This is a genomic window from Campylobacter sp. BCW_4321 (genome assembly GCF_001763075.1).
GTDB lineage: Bacteria > Campylobacterota > Campylobacteria > Campylobacterales > Campylobacteraceae > Campylobacter_D > Campylobacter_D jejuni.
In genome coordinates this window covers 131,271-151,790 of the sequence record NZ_MJYA01000007.1, presented here as the reverse complement: position 1 = coordinate 151,790, position 20,520 = coordinate 131,271, and the positions used below count along the sequence as shown (strand labels likewise).

Sequence of the window (20,520 nt, the reverse complement as noted above, 5' to 3'; positions counted from 1 at the left end):
TTATTGATTCTAAAACGCATCACTTCCTTGTTAAAGTTTTTATGATAAGACTTCTTTATCTTAAGACGGAAAGCATTCAAACACTTAATATAAAACTAAATGATTTAGTCTTAACTAAGCTGTGAGTTTGAAACTTGTCTTTAATTTACAAATCTTAAATCTAATATTCTCTTTATTATAGAAATAAAGATAATTAAAAGATATAAGTTAAACCAAAGAAAAGATAAATAGGTTTTATCCTTTAACAAGTCCTGTAAAATTGTTTTTATTAAAACTTGCTTGTGACTCTTAACAATGATAATTAAAAAGAACATTTAGGTTTAAAACCTAAAGGAAGTATATATTAATATAATCATTATAAATATAAATACATAATGTATATGCTATTTATATCTATTAAAAAGTATATTCTTTTATAGCTAAAGATAAAAATAAATCTAAGTATAGAGTTTATATTTTATATTTAATCTACTTTATATACTTGCTTTAGATTTTAAAGCTTTTTTATTCAAATCTTTTTTATGGTGGGCCTAACAAGACTTGAACTTGTGACCTCACCCTTATCAGGGGTGCACTCTAACCAGCTGAGCTATAGGCCCTTAATAAATGGTGGAGAATAGCGGGATCGAACCGCTGACCTCCTGCGTGCAAAGCAGGCGCTCTCCCAGCTGAGCTAATTCCCCATAAACAATTAGCTTTATCATCAATCTTTGAAATCTAAACAAGAATCAATTGAGTTTACATATTGAAGTAATAGTGGTGAGACTTATTACTTTGTACTCTAGAAAGGAGGTGATCCAACCGCAGGTTCTCCTACGGTTACCTTGTTACGACTTCACCCCAGTCGCTGATTCCACTGTGGACGGTAACTAGTTTAGTATTCCGGCTTCGAGTGAAATCAACTCCCATGGTGTGACGGGCGGTGAGTACAAGACCCGGGAACGTATTCACCGTAGCATGGCTGATCTACGATTACTAGCGATTCCGGCTTCATGCTCTCGAGTTGCAGAGAACAATCCGAACTGGGACATATTTTATAGATTTGCTCCACCTCGCGGTATTGCGTCTCATTGTATATGCCATTGTAGCACGTGTGTCGCCCTGGGCATAAGGGCCATGATGACTTGACGTCGTCCACACCTTCCTCCTCCTTACGAAGGCAGTCTATTTAGAGTGCTCGGCCGAACCGTTAGCAACTAAATACGTGGGTTGCGCTCGTTGCGGGACTTAACCCAACATCTCACGACACGAGCTGACGACAGCCGTGCAGCACCTGTCTCTAAGTTCTAGCAAGCTAGCACCCTCATATCTCTATAAGGTTCTTAGGATATCAAGCCCAGGTAAGGTTCTTCGCGTATCTTCGAATTAAACCACATGCTCCACCGCTTGTGCGGGTCCCCGTCTATTCCTTTGAGTTTTAATCTTGCGACCGTACTCCCCAGGCGGTACACTTAATGCGTTAGCTGCATTACTGAGATGACTAGCATCCCAACAACTAGTGTACATCGTTTAGGGCGTGGACTACCAGGGTATCTAATCCTGTTTGCTCCCCACGCTTTCGCGCCTTAGCGTCAGTTGAGTTCCAGCAGATCGCCTTCGCAATGGGTATTCTTGGTGATATCTACGGATTTTACCCCTACACCACCAATTCCATCTGCCTCTCCCTCACTCTAGACTATCAGTTTCCCAAGCAGTTTAATGGTTAAGCCATTAGATTTCACAAGAGACTTGATAATCCGCCTACGCGCCCTTTACGCCCAGTGATTCCGAGTAACGCTTGCACCCTCCGTATTACCGCGGCTGCTGGCACGGAGTTAGCCGGTGCTTATTCCTTAGGTACCGTCAGAATTCTTCCCTAAGAAAAGGAGTTTACGCTCCGAAAAGTGTCATCCTCCACGCGGCGTTGCTGCGTCAGGGTTTCCCCCATTGCGCAATATTCCCTACTGCTGCCTCCCGTAGGAGTCTGGACCGTGTCTCAGTTCCAGTGTGACTGATCATCCTCTCAGACCAGTTAAGCGTCATAGCCTTGGTAAGCCATTACCTTACCAACTAGCTGATACTATATAGTCTCATCCTACACCGAAAAACTTTCCCTACTCAACTTATGTTAAGCAGGAGTATAGAGTATTAGCAGTCGTTTCCAACTGTTGTCCTCTTGTGTAGGGCAGATTAACTATACCTTACTCACCCGTGCGCCACTAATCCACTTCTAGCAAGCTAAAAGCTTCATCGTTCGACTTGCATGTATTAGGCACGCCGCCAGCGTTCACTCTGAGCCAGGATCAAACTCTCCATAATAAACCTTCTTTAGCATCAAGGCAAAGCCTTGACTAAGAAGCAAGCTAAAGGCCTACCCCGCCAACCTAATATAGATAAACTACTTAGATTGCATTAAAGAGATAAACCTTATTACTTTTATAGATAGTTTAATCTTTTTCTTCAAAGAAAAAGTTATGAAAGATTAAAAGAAAAGCTTTTAATCTTTTTAAATTAGATTGAATAGATTTTACATAATTGCTTATGCCTAAATCTTTCTGGCTCAATCGATCACTTATTTAGATTTCAAAGATTGACTAATAAGATTTGAATAACAATACTAAGTTAAAAGAACAAAACAAAAAATCATTTTTAAAAGAAAAGTTTTTAAATTAAAAACAAGATTTATAAAAAAGCTTTTTAGTTTTAAATTAAAAAATTAAGAAAGTTAAAAACTCAAATAATTTAAAAACTTAAAAAATCTAAAATAAAGTTAATTTATAAAATCTACTCAGTTAGTGAAACTTTATAATTTAAAAGATTTTAAGTCCTTTTTTCAAAAAAGGAAATGAAAGTATAACCAATTAAACTTAAAAGGGGATTAAATAAAGGATTAAATAGTATAAATATTTGTGTAAGTATTTATATAAGTATTTGGTGGGTTAAAAAATGGGGGTTATATTTTAGAGCACTCGTAATTTTTATTTTTTATATTAACAAATTGACTTTTAAGTGTTTTAAAATCTGGAATATAAGCATAACCGCTAAGCGTATCTATAACGATACAAAGAGCATGCTTTTTTGATAACAAACGTATAATGCAATCTGAATTATTCTTTGCTAAAGTTTTTTCATATGCATAATTGGCATTTTTTAACGGAGAATACACTCTGCCCATTTCATCAAATACTAATCTAGTAAATCCTGAACAAGATCCTTTGAATTCAACCTTTTCTATTCCAAATCTTTTTGTAAGATTAAATCTTTGTGTAGTTTTTTCATCATCTTTACTAATAACTCCACTTTGACCTGAATTCATTAATTTGTTATGATTGATTACATCAACAGCAATTTCTCTATCTATATTGATTTCAGTTTTACCTAAATTAGCATTTCCATCGCCATTTTTATCCAAGAAAATAGTATATGTTTGATCATAACCCGTGGCAGCTGATTTTATAAAATAAATCTGCCATTTACTTTTAAACCACTCTCTTTTTGCGATAGCCAACTCATCAACTCTTATACCTTCTTGCATCATGGCTAAATTTTGGGTGTATTGGATATCATTAAGAATTTGTATTGCACCTTCTAGTAGATTGTCTTTTTTTAAGTAAAGACTGCCTAAATTAAAAACTATACCTAAAATGAGAATTATAAACACAAATTCCAACAAACTGAAAGCTTTAATCATAGTTTAAAATCTGATATACTTTTTCATATTTTCCAAGTTTTACTTTAACAATTTTTTTGTCCATATCATGCTTATCGGCTTGTTTTAAAGCTTTTAAATAAAACTTATTGCTATTTTTTATTCCATAAAATCGCAATCTTTTTTGCAAACTTGGAGCTGTTGCAAGCTCTAAAACATCTTGTTTTTTTAATTCTAGCGCCAATTCTTTAGCAAAATGATAATTATTGGCAAAATGACGATTTGGATTGTTTATAAAATAATACAATAATTGATTAGCGACGATTAAAAAGTAACAAAATATCAAAAAAATTATAGAACATTCTATAAAGATTTTATACCTTAATCGAAAAACTGGCAATCTCACTCTATAACTTTGCATTAAAGTTTTTATAAGCAAAGGAGTGCAAATAACACAAAAAGGTAAAAAATCATCTAAAAAAAGTTTTTGTCTTAAAGAAAGCAACAAACAAAATACAAATGTTACGCTCATTAAAAACCATAATAAATTTTTATATTTTTGAAAAGTCAAACGATAAATAGTATAAAAAAAATACACAAAAACCAAAGGAGAAAAACATGCAGCAAAAATTCCTAAAGTATCTAAAAAATAACCTCTTGGGCGACCACCTGTATCAAAACCATAAAAACTGATACTCGCTCCAAACAAAACAAGAGATAAGGTAAATAAAATAACATTTCTTTTATAAATCCCAAAAAAGAAAAAAGTTAAAAATAAAATATTAAAAGATTTATCAACAAATAATACTATAATCAATAATATATAAAAAAGCCATTTTTTTTCATATTCGTAAGCACATAATATAGCAAGGGTTAAAAAAATCACCAAAGATGCGGCATTAACCAGTAAAGCACTTGCAACAGTACCCGGCAATAAAACAAATAACAATAAAGCAAAAAAAGCATCGATTTTAGTTTTAGTATATTTTAAAGCTAGCAAATACAAAAGTAAACAACTTAAAAAATGAAAAAATAAAAAAGGAAGCCTTAAGCCAAAATCATTTTGCCCAAAAATAAAAGTTCCAAAATGAGATATATAATAAAGCAAACTATGGGAAAAAATAAGTGATTTACCCTGCTCGCCAAAATAAATATCAGCTTCATCAGTACTAATACTCAGTGTTGAAATTCCATAAAGTAAAGCCAACAAATCAAGACTAAGTAAAATGATGATAAGTTTATAATTTTTGATTTTTTCCATAATGAAAATTTTACAAAATTAAACTTAAAATATCAATGCAAATCATATAAATATCAAATATCTTAAAAATTAACATCAAATTGATTTTAGTTTTTATAAGTATAATGTTAAACAAAAAAGGCAAAAATGCAAACTATTGATCAAATTTTTCAAACGCAAATCGATATTAAAAAATCTACTTTCTTATCTTTTCTTTGCCCTTTTAAAGATTTTAAATTTTTAATAGAAACGCTAAAAAAAGAGCATCCAAAAGCTATTCATTTTGTCTATGCTTATCGTGTTTTAAATGATTTTAATCAAATTGTAGAAGATAAAAGCGATGATGGAGAACCTAAAGGAACTTCTGGAATGCCAACTTTAAATGTTCTAAGGGGCTATGATCTTATCAATGCGGCTTTAATCACTGTAAGATATTTTGGCGGCATAAAACTTGGTACAGGGGGACTTGTAAGAGCCTATAGCGATGCGGCAAATGCCGTGATCAATAATTCTTCTTTACTTTCATTCGAATTGAAGCAAAATATAACCATTGCTATTGATTTAAAAAATTTAAATCGTTTTGAACATTTTTTAAAAACTTATTCTTTTAATTTCACAAAAGATTTTAAGGATTGCAAAGCTATATTACATATCAAATTAAATGAAAAAGAGGAGCAAGAATTTAAAATTTTTTGTAAAAATTTTACACCTTTTGAAATAGAGAAATTATAAATTCTTGCAAGTAAATACAAAAGCTCCAAAATGGAGCTTTTGATTAAATTGCGTTCAATAAATCATTTAACAAAGTATTATTCTTACTTTGTTCATTTGCACCTTGTTGCGCAAGATCATTGTGAACGCTAGCACTTTGGGCTCTCATAGACAACTCGCCTTCATTTTGTCTAAAACGATAAGCGTAAACATTTGACATTTGAGCATAATTACTTAAATTTGAATTTGAGTTTTGCGCATTGCTTTGAAAACTACTGCTAGAATTTAAAGCATCTCCGCTTGACTTCTCATCCGCCTTATTTAATATATCCATAAAATCAGAATTTCCAGATGAAGAATAATCTTCAACCTGCTTATCCACCTGTTTATACTGACCACTAATAGTATCGTATTCATACGAGCTGATCGTTCTATAATTTACCTGCATAGTTTTCTCCTTTCAAAATATGCAAAAACTATACAAGCAAAAAGTGTTCCTTTTTATGCAAAAATTAATGTTTTTCAATCATGATGAGTAGGCAAATGCTCCACATCAAGCTCATTGTTGGCTATAAATTCCTCCTTGGCTTTTTTACAGTTTTCATCACGCATTTTGCGGTATTCATTGCGAATGGTGATTTCTTTATCGCTTAGAGGTCTATCTTCTAAAAAACTGATATGAAAATAAGTATCATCGCTCTTTGAATAAGTTTTATAAAAATCTATATAATCAAAATAATCCTTGCCATTATCAAACTCTACCACTTCTTCTATATAAATCGTAGGCCCAAAACCCTTGTGATTTTGTGTATAATGCCCAAAACCTGCGCTGTATTGAATTCTAAATTTAGCCATCATTTTCTCCTAAAAATTCTTGATAAGTTCCACGAAAATCTGTAAGCTTACCATTTTCTAAATGCCAAATTCTATTAGCAAAAGCAGAAACTAATTCCCTATCGTGGCTGATACAAAGCACTACACCTTTGAAATTATACAAAGCCTCACCTAGTGCAATAATACTTTCAAGATCTAAATGGTTATCAGGCTCATCTAAAAGCAAGAAATTTGGACGCTCTAGCATTAAACGAGAAAGCATTAAACGGTGTTTTTCACCCCCACTTAAACTTGTTGCCATTTTTTCTTGATCACTGCCACTAAAAAGCATTCTACCTAAACACTTGCGGATTTCATCTAGATCTTTAAATTTTTCACTCATAAGCCATTCGTAAAGTTTCAAATTTTCACAAATTAAATTACTTGTATCTTGAGGAAAATATCCAAGCTCTATAGTTGCCCCAAGGTGCATAGATCCACTATCTGGACTTATAGCATGGGCGATGATTTTTGCCAAAGTACTTTTGCCCACACCATTTGCCCCGATCAAAGCGATTTTATCATTTTTTTCTATTTTTAGCTCCAAATTTGAAAACAATTGTTTATCATAAGCCTTGCCTATACCTTTAAATTCTAAAACTTCATTACCTATTTCACGATTGGTTCTAAAAACTATGCTAGGATCTCTACGGCTTGAAATTTTAATCTCTTCAAGCTCTAGTTTTTCAAGTGCCTTAGCACGGCTTGTGGCTTGTTTTGCCTTAGAAGCATTTGCGCTAAAACGGCGAATGAAATTTTCTAATTCTTCTCTTTCTTTTAAGGTTTTATCGCGTTTAAGCTCAGCTTGTTTTGCCAAAAGCGTTGAAGCCATATACCAATCATCATAATTTCCCGCAAAATCACGAATTTGTTTAAAATCCACATCCAAAATTCTTGTGCAAATTTTATTTAAAAAATGCCTATCGTGAGAGATGACAACTAAAGTTCCTTCATGTCTTAAAAGTTCATTTTCAAGCCAAGAAATCGCCTCTAAATCAAGGTTATTTGTAGGCTCATCCAAGAAAAGCACATCCGCACCTAAAAACAAAACTTGAGCTAACAAAACTTTAAATTTATCCGCACTTTGCAAGGTGCTCATTAAAGCATCAAAATCTTTAATCTTTAAAGAACTTAAAATTTTTTCACAACGTGTTTCACAATCATAATTTGGATCTTCTTCAGCCGTTATTATCTCAAGCTCACCTAAACGCTCATTGATCTCATCTGTAAATTCCTCGCTCATATAAAGCTTTTCTTTTTCTTTTAAGGCCTCATATAAACGCTTATTTGCACACATCACTGCATCTTTGATGGTGTAGTTTTCAAAAGCAAATTGATCCTGTCCTAAAACTGCGATTTTTAAACCTTCATCAAATACTATTTCACCACTACTTGACTCAATTTCTCCTGAAAGAATTTTTAAAAAAGTCGATTTTCCCGCACCATTAGCACCAATAAGTCCGTATCTTTGTCCTCTAACAAGCTTTAAATTAACATTTTCAAATAAAAGCTGATTTGCAAAACGCATAGTAAGATTTTTTACTTCAACCATGATTTTCCTTAAATTTTTTATTTATAAAAATTTTTAAGAAATTGTATCAAAAAAAGACTTGAAATTAATTGAGTATAAAATATTAGTAAGCCATGAAATTAATTCTATTGACTTACTTTAATAAAAATATTATTGGAAATCTCCATTGATATAAGTTATATCTGTAATTTTCACTTGATTTATGTTAGAAACCTTATAAACAACACTCCAAAGACCTTTTCTCTGTTCCCCTTTTAAGACAGCATTAATCGTAGCCATACAAGAATCAAAATTAAGATCAAAATTTGAAATGGAATTAATTTCGATCATATCAGTGTAATTTACCATTCCATCATGCTTGGCCATTTCTTTGAGGCCTTTTGCATAATCTTCATAATCAATCCCTTGGGCTTTAAGTCCGGATAATTCATAAAGATTTTTAAAAATTTCACTAGGAATTTTTTCTTTAAGATTTAAAACAACTGCCGTATTATCACATTTGTCTAATGAGTTGGCTTGAAGCAAGGCAAACCCCATTAAGAAAAATAAAATTACTTTTTTAAACATATCTAAACTCCTCTAATTTTTAGGTTTTGCTACTAAAATACCATTTTTATATTCTTCTTCTCTTACAATCTCTCCTTTTTTATATTCTCTAAAGACTCCATTTTTAAGTCCATTTTTATAATTTTCTTCGTCTTCTAAGGCACCATTTTCATCATAACGCTTTTGTACTCCATCAAATTTACCTTTATTATCAAAATTATAATCACACATTAAAGTTCCATTTTCATAATATTCCTTGTAATTACCTTCAAATTCTGGCATACCATCTTCATTATAGCCAAGTAGTTTTCCCTTTGCTCTCATATTTCCATTCTCATAATAGCTTGCAAAATCACCATATCCGCGATTATCTTTAAAATGCACCTCCTCAAGCAATTGCCCATTTCTAGAATATTCCCTGCTAATTCCATCTTTTTTTCCATTTTTATAATTTTCTTCAGCTCTTAGCTGACCATTGTCATAAAAAGCTCTTTTTAACCCATGTATTCTTGAATCTTTATTATAGGGAATTTCTTCTTTTAAATTTCCATTTGGATATTTGTTTTGCTGAACTCTAGCCACATCGCTAGGTTGTCCAGGAAAATCACTTCCACAACCACTTAACAACATCGCAATTAAACTACAAATGCTTAAAAATTTTGTCATTTTTTCTCCTATTTCTCATTTTTTTCTTTAATAATAATAGTTTGCTTAAAACTTCCCGTAAAAGACCATATTAAACAAACAAGCCAAACAATAATAGTCCAACCAAAAAACAAATTTAGCAAAGAAATTATCAGCCAATTAGAATGCTTTCTGCTCAAACCAATAATAGCGGGCAACATGTATAATACAAACAATAATATTGTTACAAAAATAGACCCGCCACTTGCACCTTCCATGTAATTCTCCTTAAATAAAAATTTTATAAAAACTATTATTCCATACTATAACTTAATTAATATTGAAATATTAAATATATTTTATATAAAAGATTGAATATTTCAAGTGTTTTTAATAAAGAAATTTTAATGTAAAATTTTTCAAAGGCTAAATTTTTAAGGTAAAAAATGACAAAAAAGAGCAAGCGTGATATGGCATATGAACTAGACATTGATGTTAGCACTTTATATAATTGGAGAAAATATAAACCCAATTTATATCGTATTGTTATGCTTGGCTTTAAATTTGATGAACTTTTAGAAAATAGTAAAAAAACTCATGAAGAATTGCTTCATATAGAACAAACTATACAAGATGAAATTGCTAAATTTAAATAAAGTCCACTTTTAAGCTTTTTTCTATACAATTATCACTTTTATTAAAATCAAGGATTTGAAATGTTTTTATTAGATTTTTTAATATCATTGAGTTTTATTTTTGAAATTTCAGCACTTGTATTATCCTTTTACTTTAAAAATTCAAGAATTTTCTTTTTAACTTTAGTGCTATTAGGAGCTAAGTTGCCTTATTTTTATACAAGTTTTTTTCAAGCTAATTTATTTGTGGCCTTGTTTTTACCTATGATTTTTACTCTATTTTGCCTTGGAAAACACCATGCTTTAATTTTAAGTAAAAAAAATATCGCTTCAATTACAACCCTTATTTTTATAGGCGTTTTAAGCATCATTTTACCTAGAAATACTACTTTTAATAGCGCTGGTTTAGAATTCCATTTTATTGCATTAGATTTTTTTAAGCCTGTGAGTGAATTAGGATTTTTATTTTTTTTAGTCGGCTTAATACTCATTTTTATCAAAACCTTTAAAACTAAAGAATATTATCTTATTATCGCATTTTTTGCTGCATATTTTCAGTTTTTATTCCAAGAAGGAGCAGGAATAAGGTATTTTGAATTTGCAAGTTTAGTTTTTTGTTTTTATCTTTTAAATCACGCTTATAGATTGGCTTTTTTTGACACCTTAACAAAACTACCTAATGAAAAAAGCCTTACACGCTTTACAAAGGGAAAAAACAACTATATCATTGCCTTGCTTCATTTTAATGAACTAAAAGATACTAAAGAAAGCTATGCCAAACTCATCTTAAAACAAATTGCAAAAATTTTAAAACGCTTTAGAGCAAAAATTTTCATCGTAGAAAATGATTTTATTTTCATTTTTAATGACAAAAATCAAGCTTTAAATCATCTTGCTTTTTTAGAATCCACCTTGAAAAACACGGAATTTAATTTAGAAAATGAAAATTTTAAACCAGATTTTAAATTGATTTGGCAAGAAAGTGAAGAAAATTTGGATAAAAATTTACAAAGTCTAAGAGCAAGACTCTTAGACTAAAAAATTATTTTTCGTTTGCTTCAACTTCGATATTTAAATTAATATCATCACTTAAAGTAATAGTTGAAGTACTTGTCGCAAATTTAAAATCAGAGCGTTTGATTTTTCCATTTAAAGAAAAGCCTATTTTTTCTTTTCCATCTTTGCCTTTAGCTACACCGCCGATTTCAGTATCTAAAACGATATCTTTAGAAACTCCAGCTATAGTTAAAGTTCCTGTCATTTTGCCTTTTTCATTATCGATTTTTTCATATTTTTTCATTGTAAAAGTCATATCAGGATATTTTTTTGCTTTGAAAAAATCATCTTGCTGTAAGTGATTATCTCTTGTTTGATTTTCTGTATTTACAGATGCGATTTTTATAGTTGCGTCAAGCTTTTTAAACTCAGCACTCGCAGGATCAAAATCAATCACCGCAGAATAATCTTTGAAATTTCCTTTTACATTGCTAATTTGTAAATGTTTGATTTTAAAACCTACATCTGTATGTGCTTTATCTAAAGTATATTCTTTAGCAAACAAACCTGTGCTTAACAAAGACACCGCAACCAATGAACTTAATAAAACTTTTTTCATTTTTTTCCTTTTTTTATAGTAATTTTCAATATAAAAATTTTATTAGATAAAACATAATAAATCATTAATAAAAATTAAAAAATTTTACTATTTAAAAATTTTACAAATTCTTCAAATTTAGGCAAATCAAGCTTTATTGCTTCTCTTTGCTGTTTTCCCCACATACACTCTGGAAAAAACGCATCTTCTTTAAATCTTGCCATAACATGAAAATGCACCCTTGGCACATAATTTGCAAAAGAGGCGATATTGATTTTTTCAGGTTTGTAAAATTCTATCATAGCCTTTTCACAAAGTAAAATTTTTTCAAAAAGTTCTTTTTGCAACTCTAAAGGACAATCGCTAAATTCTTTATAAATTTCTTTAGTAAAAATTTTAAGCCAAGGCACTTGAGCCTCCTCTTTCTCTATATAAATCAAATCATTTTCATAAATCATTACATTCCTTTGAAATTGTATTTATGATTATTTTACAAAATTTATCAAATTTTTAAGTCAAAATGCGTTAAAATTCCTAAAATTTAAAAAACAAAAAGGAGGATAAATGCAAATTAGTTCAAGTTATAACTCTTATGATTACTACTCTAGCAAACCTTCTTTTGATAAAACAAATCAATCTGATTCCACTCAAAAAGATGAAAAAAATCTTAGTGAAAATAAAGATGATAAAGAAAAAAATGGCGAACAAACCCAAATGGTTAATGGCGTAGAGCTAAGCCAAAAAGAAGTAGCTCAAGTTCGCGAACTCCAAAGTATCGATAGAAATGTAAAAGCTCATGAAGCTGCACATCAAGCAGCGGGCGGCGGCTTAGCAGGTGCTGCAAGTTTTACTTACACAAGAGGCCCTGATAATCAAATGTATGCTACAGCGGGCGAAGTTCCTATCAGCATGCAAAAAGGAAACACACCAGAAGAAACTATAGCCAATGCAAGACAAATCGCAGCAGCAGCTATGGCTCCTGCTGATCCTAGCCCACAAGACTATAAAGTTGCAGCAAATGCTGCAAAAATGGAATTTGAAGCAAGAGCTGAAGCAATGAAGCTTAAAGCCCAAGAAGCCAAAGAAAAAGAAGAAGAAAATAAAGAAAAAGATGACAAAAATTCAGAAAATAGCTTAGAAAAAACAAATAAAGATTCAAAAAACAACGATAAAAATTCAAATTTTGATAAAGATTTTAAAAATTTCATAGCCAAAACTTATCAACAAAACTCGCAAAATAACGACATTAAATTCAATATCGCATCTTAAAATTCTTAATTTAAATAAAAAATTTATGCCAATCTTCCTTATAAATAAAGCTTTTTTAAAACTAAACGGACATGTCTAAAAATTTATCTTTTTTATTATCTGCTTTATCCACATTTGTAGTATTACTTTGCTCTTCTTTTTTGGCTTCTACTTTTTTGTATCTTCTTGCTGTTCCATAAGCTTTAAAGTATCATATATTTGATGAACTTCCTTGGGCATACATTTATGGAAACGATGACTTGAATTTGCATGTAAAATATTTAACATTTTTTATCCTTTTTATAATTTAAATTTTTGCATTTTCAATACTTTCATCTCTAATTTTAGTAAGTGTCTGCAGGGGATTATTTCCAAAATATCTATTAAAAGAACTTAAAGTAATCATCTTGCATACCACCCTCCAAGAGCAGACTCCATTTGCCTTTTTGTATAATTATAGTTTGAATAAGAATTTATACCATTAATCATTTTTGCCTTCCTTGATATTATATACTATATCGGAAGAAAATTAAAAATTTATAATCTTGAGAGTTTTCAAAAACTCTCAAGTTATTATCAAGCTAAGCTTTTTCCACTTTTATGATATTTTAAAATACCTTCAGCACAGCGATAAGCCAAAGCTCCTACAGTATCAGTTGGATTATATCCACTATTGTGTTGGAAATTTCCTGCTCCTACAACAAAAAGATTATCCGCATCCCAGTGTTGTAAATAAGTATTAACCACACTAGTTTCTCTATCTGCGCCCATGGTTGTTCCACCTGTGTTATGAGTAGATTGATAAGGCACAACGCTATAATCCTTAAGATAAACACCTTTTTTGATTGATTTTACTCCTTGCATTCTTTTTGCTACCTCAGCTGTTTTATCTGTAATAAATTTATGCAAAGCTCTATCTTGATCGGTGAAATTATAAGTTAAGCGTAAAAGTGGCATACCAAATGCATCTTTATAAGTTGGATCAAGACTTAAATAATTATTCTTATGAGGCAAAGAAGCACCTTGCCCTCCTACTGTAATAGCTCTTGTGAAATTATAGTTTAATGCTTTTTTAAATTCGGCACCCCAAGTTGGAGCTCCTGCTGGAAGTGGGGCTGATTGTATAGGGCGAGTTCCAAGCTGAACGCTATAAATCATAGCTCCATGAAGGAATTTTTCCTTAGAATGATCAAAATTATCTCCGTTAAAATCATCACTCGTAGTTCCTAAAGCACCTGAACCCATAAAGGTGTTAAATTGCTCATCAAAGAAAGCTGTTGTGCCCATATTCATTTGGTAACAATAATTTCTACCTAAAGTTCCTTTACCTGTTTTTGGATCGTATTGCTCACCTATGTTGCTTACCATTAAAAGCTTAGCATTGTTAAACATATAACTTGTAAGTACAACTATATCAGCAGGCTGAATATACTCTTTCATCGTTCTAGTATCGACAAATTTTACCCCCGTTACTTTTCCGTCTTTTTTAAGAATTTGCGTTACATTACTATAAGTGCGTATGGTGTATTTACCTGTGCTCATAGCCTTTGGAATTACTGTGTTTAAAGGACTTGCTTTTGCGCCATACTCACAACCAAAACGCTCACAATACGCACAGTATTGACAAGGAGCTAAATCTTGACCATCAGGGTTTGTATAGCTACCTTTAGAATTTGAAGCTGGCAAACGATAAGTGTGTAAATTTGAACTTTTTGCTGCACTTTCAAATCGTTTAAGCATTTTAGTATTTTCAAGAGGTTCTTGTGGATAAGGACTGGATCTAAAAGCTCCCATTTTTTCCGCTAAAGGATTTGGCTCACCTGATACCCCACAGGTTTTTTCAAATCTATCATAATAAGGCTCCATATCCTTATAAGTCACGCCCCAATCTTGCAAGGTATAATCATTACCTAATTTATTACCATATCTTTGTTTGCTTAGGGTTTGAATTTCAAAGTCATAAGGCATAAACCTAAAAGTCCAACCATTCCAATGCACCCCTGCACCGCCAACATTATTACCCAATAAAAACGAACCCATTTTACGATAAGGTAAGGCTAAACCACTAGGATCATGGCGAAAAGTCACAGTGTCTTTTGAGCAATCTTGCATCAAACCATAATTAATCCCATATCTCCACTCATCATGGATAAAATTAAAATTTTCAGTACTTTGCATATGTCCGCGTTCTAAACTAAGTACATTCAAACCTGCTTTAGTAAGCTCTGCAGCCACTATACCTCCAGTCCATCCTGCTCCAACTGTTACCACATCTACTTTTTTTAATACTTCAGCCATTTTAACTCTCCATATCTGCTAAACCCATAGGTTCAATGTTAAAAAATTCATCACTTGCAATTTTATCCACATAGCTCATTTGTGCGCCTGGATATTGCATCATTCTCCAACCATTTTTATTATCATTTCCGCCATAAATTGGATCAGCTAAAACTCCAGCTACTGTCATATCTCTTAAAAGTGTGAAAAAATAAGAAGATTTAAAACCTGTAGTTTGAATTTTTCCTTTTTCAAAATCGCTTAAAATTTTATCCTGATCTCCACCTTTAAGCAAAGAAAAAGATTTTTTATAACGCTTTTGAGCATTTTCTTCAAGAGTATGCACGCCTTCTAAAAAAATATCTTTGCGTTGCATAGGGGTTTGATAACCTTGTTCGGCTTTGCCCTCCATGAAAGGCCCTTGCATATATTCTCTATCATTATAACCATAAGCACTAGCTAGCTGATTATCGATAAAATAAGGCACGCCTAAACCTATAGCTCCTTCTCCTTGCTCATCTTTAGGATAAATTCTTTCACAGGCTGCACTTAAGGTATCAAATTCAGTTTGAGTTTGAAAAAACATTCTACCTCTAATTTTATTTGATTTTCCTTGTGAAGCTTGATGCGAATGCGTAAGTTCTGCTGCCTTTAAAACAGCACCGCCACCTATAGTGCTAGCTGCTACTACAGAACCACCTAGAAGCCCTAGTTTAAAAAAGCTTCTGCGATCAATAATATTGTCTTGCATTACTTCTCCTTGATAATAATTTAAACAAGACTATATTAGTCCTATTAATATAAATTTAACTTTAAAAAGCGATAAATTTTGTGTTATTCTTAATTTTATTTAAGTATATCTTTGAAAGTAATGAAAATAGAACTTTTAATAAAGCTCTATATCTTTAGAATTAAGTTCTTTATAAGCTGCACAAGCTTCTTGATGTTTTTGATCACAAGCCATACCAAAATATCTTTTTGCCTTTGTTAGATCTTGTTTTTCTAGTTGATTATAGCGTCCTAACAAATAACAAGCCTCACTAAAACCTAAAGTGCAAGATTTAGAATAAAAAGCAAGGGCAGATTTTACACTTGCCTTAACAAGCTCTCCTTTATCATATAAAGATCCTAACTGATAACAAGCTCTTGCATTTTTTAAATCACAAGATCTTTTATAAAAACTTGAAGCCATTTGTCCATCTTTTTCTTTTTCATAAAATAAAGCTATATTATTACAACTTAACGATTCTCCTAAAGCACAAGCTTTATTAAAAGCCAAAAGAGCTTCATTTTTATAACCTTGATTTTGCAAAAGCAAAGCCATATTAGAACACGCATTTGCTAAACCCAATTTACAAGCTTTATCATAAAATTTATAAGCTTGATTTAAATCCTTACTCACACCCTTAGCACTCTCATGCATAAAAGCTAAAGAAAAACAAGCTTTAGAAATATCTTTTTCGCAAAGATTCTTAAAAATTTCATAAGCTTTATCAAATTTATTTGCCTCGTAAAGTTTTAAACCCTCTTCTAGCTCACTTAATGCAAATAATGAATTAAAAAATAAAAATAAAGCTAAAAATATTCTCATCAATCTTCCTTTATATTTTCTCTAACATTTAAAATCTGTGCTCTTCTTTTTTGAAGTTCTGCTTTTTTAAGATCTAAAAATTTATTTTTTTCTTGGATTAAATTTTGACTTTGTTCTAAGAAATTTTTTGCAATTTTTATCAGAATAGGCTTATTAATAAGCAAAGCTTCAAACTCATAAACATTTAATTCATTTAAAACTCTTTCATAAATTTCGCTTTTTTTAGGATAAAAAAGTACAAATTCAGAACTATCAAGCTCATAAAGAACACGGCTTTCATTGATTTTACGACTAAAAAATGCAAGGCTTAGTTTTGTAGCATTTTCATAATTTGTAAAAGCCTTAAGATTTAATTTTTCAAAAAATAAATCAAGCTCTAAAATACTTTTAAATAAAAGCTCTTTAAAATCTTTCAAAAAGTACTCATCGCTTGCATTACAAAAAGCTCTTAATTCACTAAAATTTTTATCACTTTGGAAAATGTGATCTTTTTGTATGTTTGAAAATTCTGCTTTAAAAAGCAAAATTTCTCTTTCAAGTATGTTTATAAAATCTTTTAATTTCATCTTGATTTCTTCAAAAGATTTATAAAGTTCATTTTTGATTTTTTTAAACTCTTTACTCATCACATCACTATTATAAAACATCGCCAAAAAAGCATCGTCGCTTGAAATATAAGGCGCTTTATAATCATATCTTGTGTATAAATCTTTCTTTAAAAATCCTTTGCTTTCTTTGTAAAAATAAGCATCTTTTTCCTTAACACTTGCAAAAATTTCACTAGAAATTCTTTCGCTAATGCTTTTAAGCTGTTCTAAAATCTGATGGTTTAAAATTTCAATCTCTTTTAAAAAATTTTCATACGCTAAAAGTAAATGCTTTTCATAACTTTGAAATTGATTTAATAAACGATCAAAAATACCTACAAAAAGTTGGTTTTCATCTTCTAAAATTTCGCATAAATTTAAAATTTTTCTTTTAACAAATTTTTCTTTTAAAGCTGTTGTATCTAGCTGAGTTAAAAAATCAAGCAAAGATTGAAAATTAGATTTTTCATAGCTTTGCTCATCTTTGGCTTCTTTGCAAGAAATAGCAATAAGCTCATTAAAATATTTTAAAAACACACTTTTTGCATAATTTAAAACATTATCTAGCTCTTCTGTGTTTAATTTATCTTTTTGATTTAATACACAAATGCTATTTTCTCCTAAAAGTTCTAAATTTGCTTTTATGGCATCTTCTTCACTTTTTTTACCCGCATTATCAATCAAACTTAACCAAATCGCCCCATGAATATTTTTAAGCTCATCAAGAGTTGTTAAAGTATCATTTTCATTTGCATTTAAACCTGGAGTATCTACAAGAGTGATTTTTTCAAGTAAAGGAATGGGTGCAAAAATATGCAAACTTTTTGCTTGTTTTACTTCATTTCTTTGATCCGTATAAAAGGCTAATTTTTCTATATTTGTGATAATATCACTTCCATCTTCAAATTCTACTCTTAAAAAATATTCTTTTGCATAGCGTAAAAAAGTAGGTTTAAAAGTAACAGGAACAACACCCGTAGGCAAACAATCACACCCTAAGATCAAATTTAGCAAACTTGATTTACCACTTGAAAACTGCCCTATAATAGCGATATTAACATTCTTATCCAAAGAAAACACAAGCTCTTTTAATTCATTTTCTAAAGCATAACTTGCGTGCATAAAAGGCTCGTTAAGTTCCTTGCAAAGCTCTTGAATACGCCCTTTAAAGCTATCATCAAAACTCACACTATAAGTATTTTCATAGGCTTTTATAAAATCATTTAAAAGATTAATCTGCATTTAAAAGCCCCATTTCAAGTTGTTTTAATTTTTCAATTTTTTCTAAATTTTCTTCAAAAGAATTTAAAATATTAATATCTTGATTTTTCAGACTCTGTAAAACTTTTTCAAGACTTTCTAATTTTGATTTTTGATTTTTTTCATAATGTTTTAATTTATCATTTAAAAACTCAAAAAATGCTTCATTGATATTTAAAGAGTTTAAAATTTCGCTCATTTTAAATTCTTTAAAAGTATCAAAAATAACCGTATCTAAATTCGTTTCAAGCTCATATAAATCTGATTTTAGATTGCTTAATTTTTCAATTTTCAATCTTAAAAGTGCAAATTTTTCGCTTTGAAAAATACTATCTATATTTTTTGAAATTCCATCTTTAAAACCTTCAAAACCATTATCAAAATCATCTTTTAAAAAATCATATTTTAAAGATAAATTTGTTTTAAGCTCCTCGATTTTTTTAATATTTTCAAATTTAATTTCTCTTAAAATATCATTAATTCCATCTTTTGTAGTAATATCAACTATATTTAAAATACGAGAAAGATTAAGCTTTTGTGCATTATTTTTCAGATATTTAAACTCATCTATCAAGCGTTCTTTTAATTTTTTAGCCAAAAGTAAAACAAGATTATCTATGCCACTATCTATATTTTTAAGTTTTGCAATGGAATTTGAAATTTCATCTTGTGCTTCTTTTAACAAGGTATTTTGCTTTTGAAGTTCAAGTAAAAGCTTTTGATTTTCTTCACTTACACCTTGTTTATTCTCCTTAATAAGACGATTTTGCATTTCATATTCGCTTAGAATATTTTTAAGCTCTAAATGTAATTCTTTTTTGTAAGCTCTTAAGGCAATCTTACTTTTTTCTCCTGCATAAAGCTCGTTAAAAAGATAGTTTTCAAATTCTTGCATACCACTTTTTTGCAAACTTTCCTTAGGCGCTAAACCCTTATAAAAATCACTTGCCATTTTAGCACTCACACATAAAAAATCAATCTTTTCCACCAAATTTTCATCTAAATCCACAAGTCTTGATTTTAAGCTTTCTTTGGTATAAACAATGACTTCTTCTAAATCCTTTTTGCTTAACAAATCCGCTTTAGTTAAAACAATTAAAAACTTACTCAGCCTTGAGTTTAAAAGACAATGCACCAAAAAGTCCGCATCCTTTTGAGTCAAGCTTTGAGAAGCATTCATTAAATGAATTAAAAAATCACTTTCTCTAAGATACTCATTTGTAACAATTTCTCTTTGAACTACAACATCATCAAGCCCTGGAGTATCAACTATAGAAATATTATTTTTTAAAAAATCTAAATGACTTTTAATTTCTATTTTTTTAATTAAAGCTGAAATTTTATTTTTAGCTGAACTGAAATTTTTAAGCTCACAAAGTGCGATATTTTGTATTAAAGGTTTATCTTTGATAAAATCCTCTATATTTACACTCTTATCCAGCTTGTCAATAAATTCTTTTAAATCTGCATTAAAGTGCGAACTTTCAAGTATATTTTGCCATTCTTTTTTATCCCAAAAATATATCCTTGCTTCTTCACTCTTACCATAGCTTAATACTGTTAAATTAGCTGTTTCAGGTATGTTTGAAACCCCTAAAAAATCTTCTTTTAAAAGAGCATTTAAAAGACTTGATTTTCCTGCATTCATCACGCCAGTGATGGCTATATTAAACTCTAAATTTTGAATTTTTTCCAAAGTTTTTTGAAGTCTTGATTTTAAATTTTCATCAAAACTTAGCTTTTGAAGCTCCAAATTAATGGCGTTTAATTCTTTAAAATCATTTTGAAATAAAGCTTTTTGATCTATACTTTGAACTTTTTCTTGTGAAATAAAATCAAATATTTCAGTATTTTTTGAAATTTTTTCTAAAATTTTTAGAGCCTTAAGCAAATCTTGCTTTGAAATAAAACCTGATTTAAAAAGATTTAAAATACAAATTTGAGCATTTTGTATACTAAAAATATCCACTCTTAAATCAATTTTTTTGCAAAGCTCTTGAAATTCTTTTAAGAGAAAATATCTTTCATAATTGTCTTTATTGACACTTAAAATAATCGCACACTCGGCCGTATCAAGTTTGCTTTTATTTTGAAATTTAGCATCAAAATTTAAAAATTGGAGTTCATTTTGCCAAATTTTTTGGAATAATTCTTTCATAATCTTCCCCTTAAAAA

19 protein-coding genes, 2 tRNA genes, 1 rRNA gene and 2 pseudogenes are annotated in these 20,520 nt (G+C 30.3%); 4 read left to right on the top strand and 20 right to left on the bottom strand.

What is annotated here, in order from left to right; all coding sequences use genetic code 11:
- Positions 1-522: 522 nt before the first annotated feature.
- The 5 genes from AJN58_RS01670 to AJN58_RS01650 all read right to left on the bottom strand — a co-directional run bounded on the left by AJN58_RS01670 (position 523) and on the right by AJN58_RS01650 (position 4,889).
- Positions 523-599, bottom strand: a tRNA-Ile gene (locus AJN58_RS01670).
- 8 nt (positions 600-607) lie between these two features.
- Positions 608-683 (bottom strand) — tRNA-Ala (locus AJN58_RS01665).
- A 102-nt stretch (positions 684-785) separates the two neighbouring features.
- Positions 786-2,298: ribosomal RNA gene (locus AJN58_RS01660) — 16S ribosomal RNA — on the bottom strand.
- A gap of 634 nt (positions 2,299-2,932) precedes the next feature.
- Positions 2,933-3,670, bottom strand: coding sequence for a hypothetical protein (locus AJN58_RS01655; protein ID WP_044778549.1), 738 nt, complete (start codon positions 3,668-3,670; stop codon positions 2,933-2,935).
- On the bottom strand, positions 3,663-4,889 hold the full coding sequence (locus AJN58_RS01650) for a hypothetical protein (protein WP_070233617.1): 1,227 nt from the start codon (positions 4,887-4,889) through the stop codon (positions 3,663-3,665). Before AJN58_RS01650 ends, AJN58_RS01655 begins: the two co-directional genes overlap by 8 nt.
- Positions 4,890-5,015: 126 nt before the next feature.
- Between AJN58_RS01650 and AJN58_RS01645 the strand changes: the two genes are divergently transcribed.
- A complete protein-coding gene (locus tag AJN58_RS01645; RefSeq protein WP_070233618.1) occupies positions 5,016-5,600 on the top strand; it encodes an IMPACT family protein in 585 nt (194 codons plus the stop codon).
- Positions 5,601-5,643: 43 nt separating this feature from the next.
- Here AJN58_RS01645 and AJN58_RS01640 read toward each other — a convergent pair whose 3' ends face one another.
- The 6 genes from AJN58_RS01640 to AJN58_RS01615 form a co-directional block, all read right to left on the bottom strand.
- Positions 5,644-6,027, bottom strand: a complete 384-nt coding sequence (locus tag AJN58_RS01640; RefSeq protein ID WP_070233619.1) for a hypothetical protein — start codon at positions 6,025-6,027, stop codon at positions 5,644-5,646.
- A gap of 74 nt (positions 6,028-6,101) precedes the next feature.
- Positions 6,102-6,437, bottom strand: a complete 336-nt coding sequence (locus tag AJN58_RS01635; RefSeq protein ID WP_002859498.1) for a hypothetical protein — start codon at positions 6,435-6,437, stop codon at positions 6,102-6,104.
- Entirely contained in the window at positions 6,427-8,004 is a 1,578-nt protein-coding gene (locus AJN58_RS01630; protein ID WP_070233620.1) for an ABC-F family ATP-binding cassette domain-containing protein, read from the bottom strand. The genes AJN58_RS01635 and AJN58_RS01630 overlap by 11 nt, the downstream gene beginning before the upstream one ends.
- A 129-nt stretch (positions 8,005-8,133) precedes the next feature.
- Complete coding sequence (locus AJN58_RS01625) at positions 8,134-8,550, bottom strand: hypothetical protein (RefSeq protein ID WP_070233621.1); 417 nt, start codon at positions 8,548-8,550, stop codon at positions 8,134-8,136.
- A gap of 12 nt (positions 8,551-8,562) precedes the next feature.
- Positions 8,563-9,195 (bottom strand): toxin-antitoxin system YwqK family antitoxin, encoded by a 633-nt coding sequence (locus tag AJN58_RS01620; protein WP_002818736.1) that lies wholly within the window; start codon positions 9,193-9,195, stop codon positions 8,563-8,565.
- A gap of 8 nt (positions 9,196-9,203) precedes the next feature.
- Complete coding sequence (locus AJN58_RS01615; RefSeq protein ID WP_002855619.1) at positions 9,204-9,431, bottom strand: superinfection immunity protein; 228 nt, start codon at positions 9,429-9,431, stop codon at positions 9,204-9,206.
- A 168-nt stretch (positions 9,432-9,599) separates the two neighbouring features.
- Between AJN58_RS01615 and AJN58_RS01610 the strand changes: the two genes are divergently transcribed.
- On the top strand, positions 9,600-9,809 hold the full coding sequence (locus AJN58_RS01610; RefSeq protein ID WP_002778401.1) for a transcriptional regulator: 210 nt from the start codon (positions 9,600-9,602) through the stop codon (positions 9,807-9,809).
- A 60-nt stretch (positions 9,810-9,869) separates the two neighbouring features.
- Positions 9,870-10,826, top strand: a complete 957-nt coding sequence (locus AJN58_RS01605; RefSeq protein WP_070233622.1) for a hypothetical protein — start codon at positions 9,870-9,872, stop codon at positions 10,824-10,826.
- 4 nt (positions 10,827-10,830) lie between these two features.
- On the opposite strand, the gene AJN58_RS01600 is transcribed toward AJN58_RS01605, so the two are convergent.
- On the bottom strand, positions 10,831-11,403 hold the full coding sequence (locus AJN58_RS01600) for a YceI family protein (protein WP_002870418.1): 573 nt from the start codon (positions 11,401-11,403) through the stop codon (positions 10,831-10,833).
- 74 nt (positions 11,404-11,477) lie between these two features.
- The gene (locus AJN58_RS01595; RefSeq protein WP_002857306.1) at positions 11,478-11,840 is read right to left on the bottom strand and encodes an HIT family protein; all 363 of its coding nucleotides are present in this window, start codon (positions 11,838-11,840) and stop codon (positions 11,478-11,480) included.
- 106 nt (positions 11,841-11,946) lie between these two features.
- On the opposite strand from AJN58_RS01595, the gene AJN58_RS01590 reads away from it, so the two are divergent.
- Positions 11,947-12,651 (top strand): putative metalloprotease CJM1_0395 family protein, encoded by a 705-nt coding sequence (locus AJN58_RS01590; protein ID WP_070233623.1) that lies wholly within the window; start codon positions 11,947-11,949, stop codon positions 12,649-12,651.
- Positions 12,652-12,712: 61 nt separating this feature from the next.
- Here the strand turns inward: AJN58_RS01590 and AJN58_RS10470 are convergent.
- From AJN58_RS10470 to AJN58_RS01555, 7 genes and pseudogenes are all read right to left on the bottom strand, one after another.
- A pseudogene (locus tag AJN58_RS10470) lies at positions 12,713-12,918 on the bottom strand (hypothetical protein).
- 31 nt (positions 12,919-12,949) lie between these two features.
- A pseudogene (locus tag AJN58_RS10280) lies at positions 12,950-13,036 on the bottom strand (hypothetical protein); the annotation flags it as partial.
- 170 nt (positions 13,037-13,206) lie between these two features.
- Positions 13,207-14,928, bottom strand: a complete 1,722-nt coding sequence (locus AJN58_RS01575; RefSeq protein WP_070233624.1) for a GMC family oxidoreductase — start codon at positions 14,926-14,928, stop codon at positions 13,207-13,209.
- A gap of 1 nt (position 14,929) precedes the next feature.
- Positions 14,930-15,658 (bottom strand): gluconate 2-dehydrogenase subunit 3 family protein, encoded by a 729-nt coding sequence (locus tag AJN58_RS01570; RefSeq protein WP_070233625.1) that lies wholly within the window; start codon positions 15,656-15,658, stop codon positions 14,930-14,932.
- Positions 15,659-15,793: 135 nt separating this feature from the next.
- Entirely contained in the window at positions 15,794-16,498 is a 705-nt protein-coding gene (locus tag AJN58_RS01565; RefSeq protein ID WP_044780457.1) for a tetratricopeptide repeat protein, read from the bottom strand.
- The gene (locus AJN58_RS01560; protein WP_070233626.1) at positions 16,498-18,327 is read right to left on the bottom strand and encodes a dynamin family protein; all 1,830 of its coding nucleotides are present in this window, start codon (positions 18,325-18,327) and stop codon (positions 16,498-16,500) included. Before AJN58_RS01560 ends, AJN58_RS01565 begins: the two co-directional genes overlap by 1 nt.
- A complete protein-coding gene (locus AJN58_RS01555; RefSeq protein ID WP_070233627.1) occupies positions 18,317-20,503 on the bottom strand; it encodes a dynamin family protein in 2,187 nt (728 codons plus the stop codon). Before AJN58_RS01555 ends, AJN58_RS01560 begins: the two co-directional genes overlap by 11 nt.
- Positions 20,504-20,520: the final 17 nt, after the last annotated feature.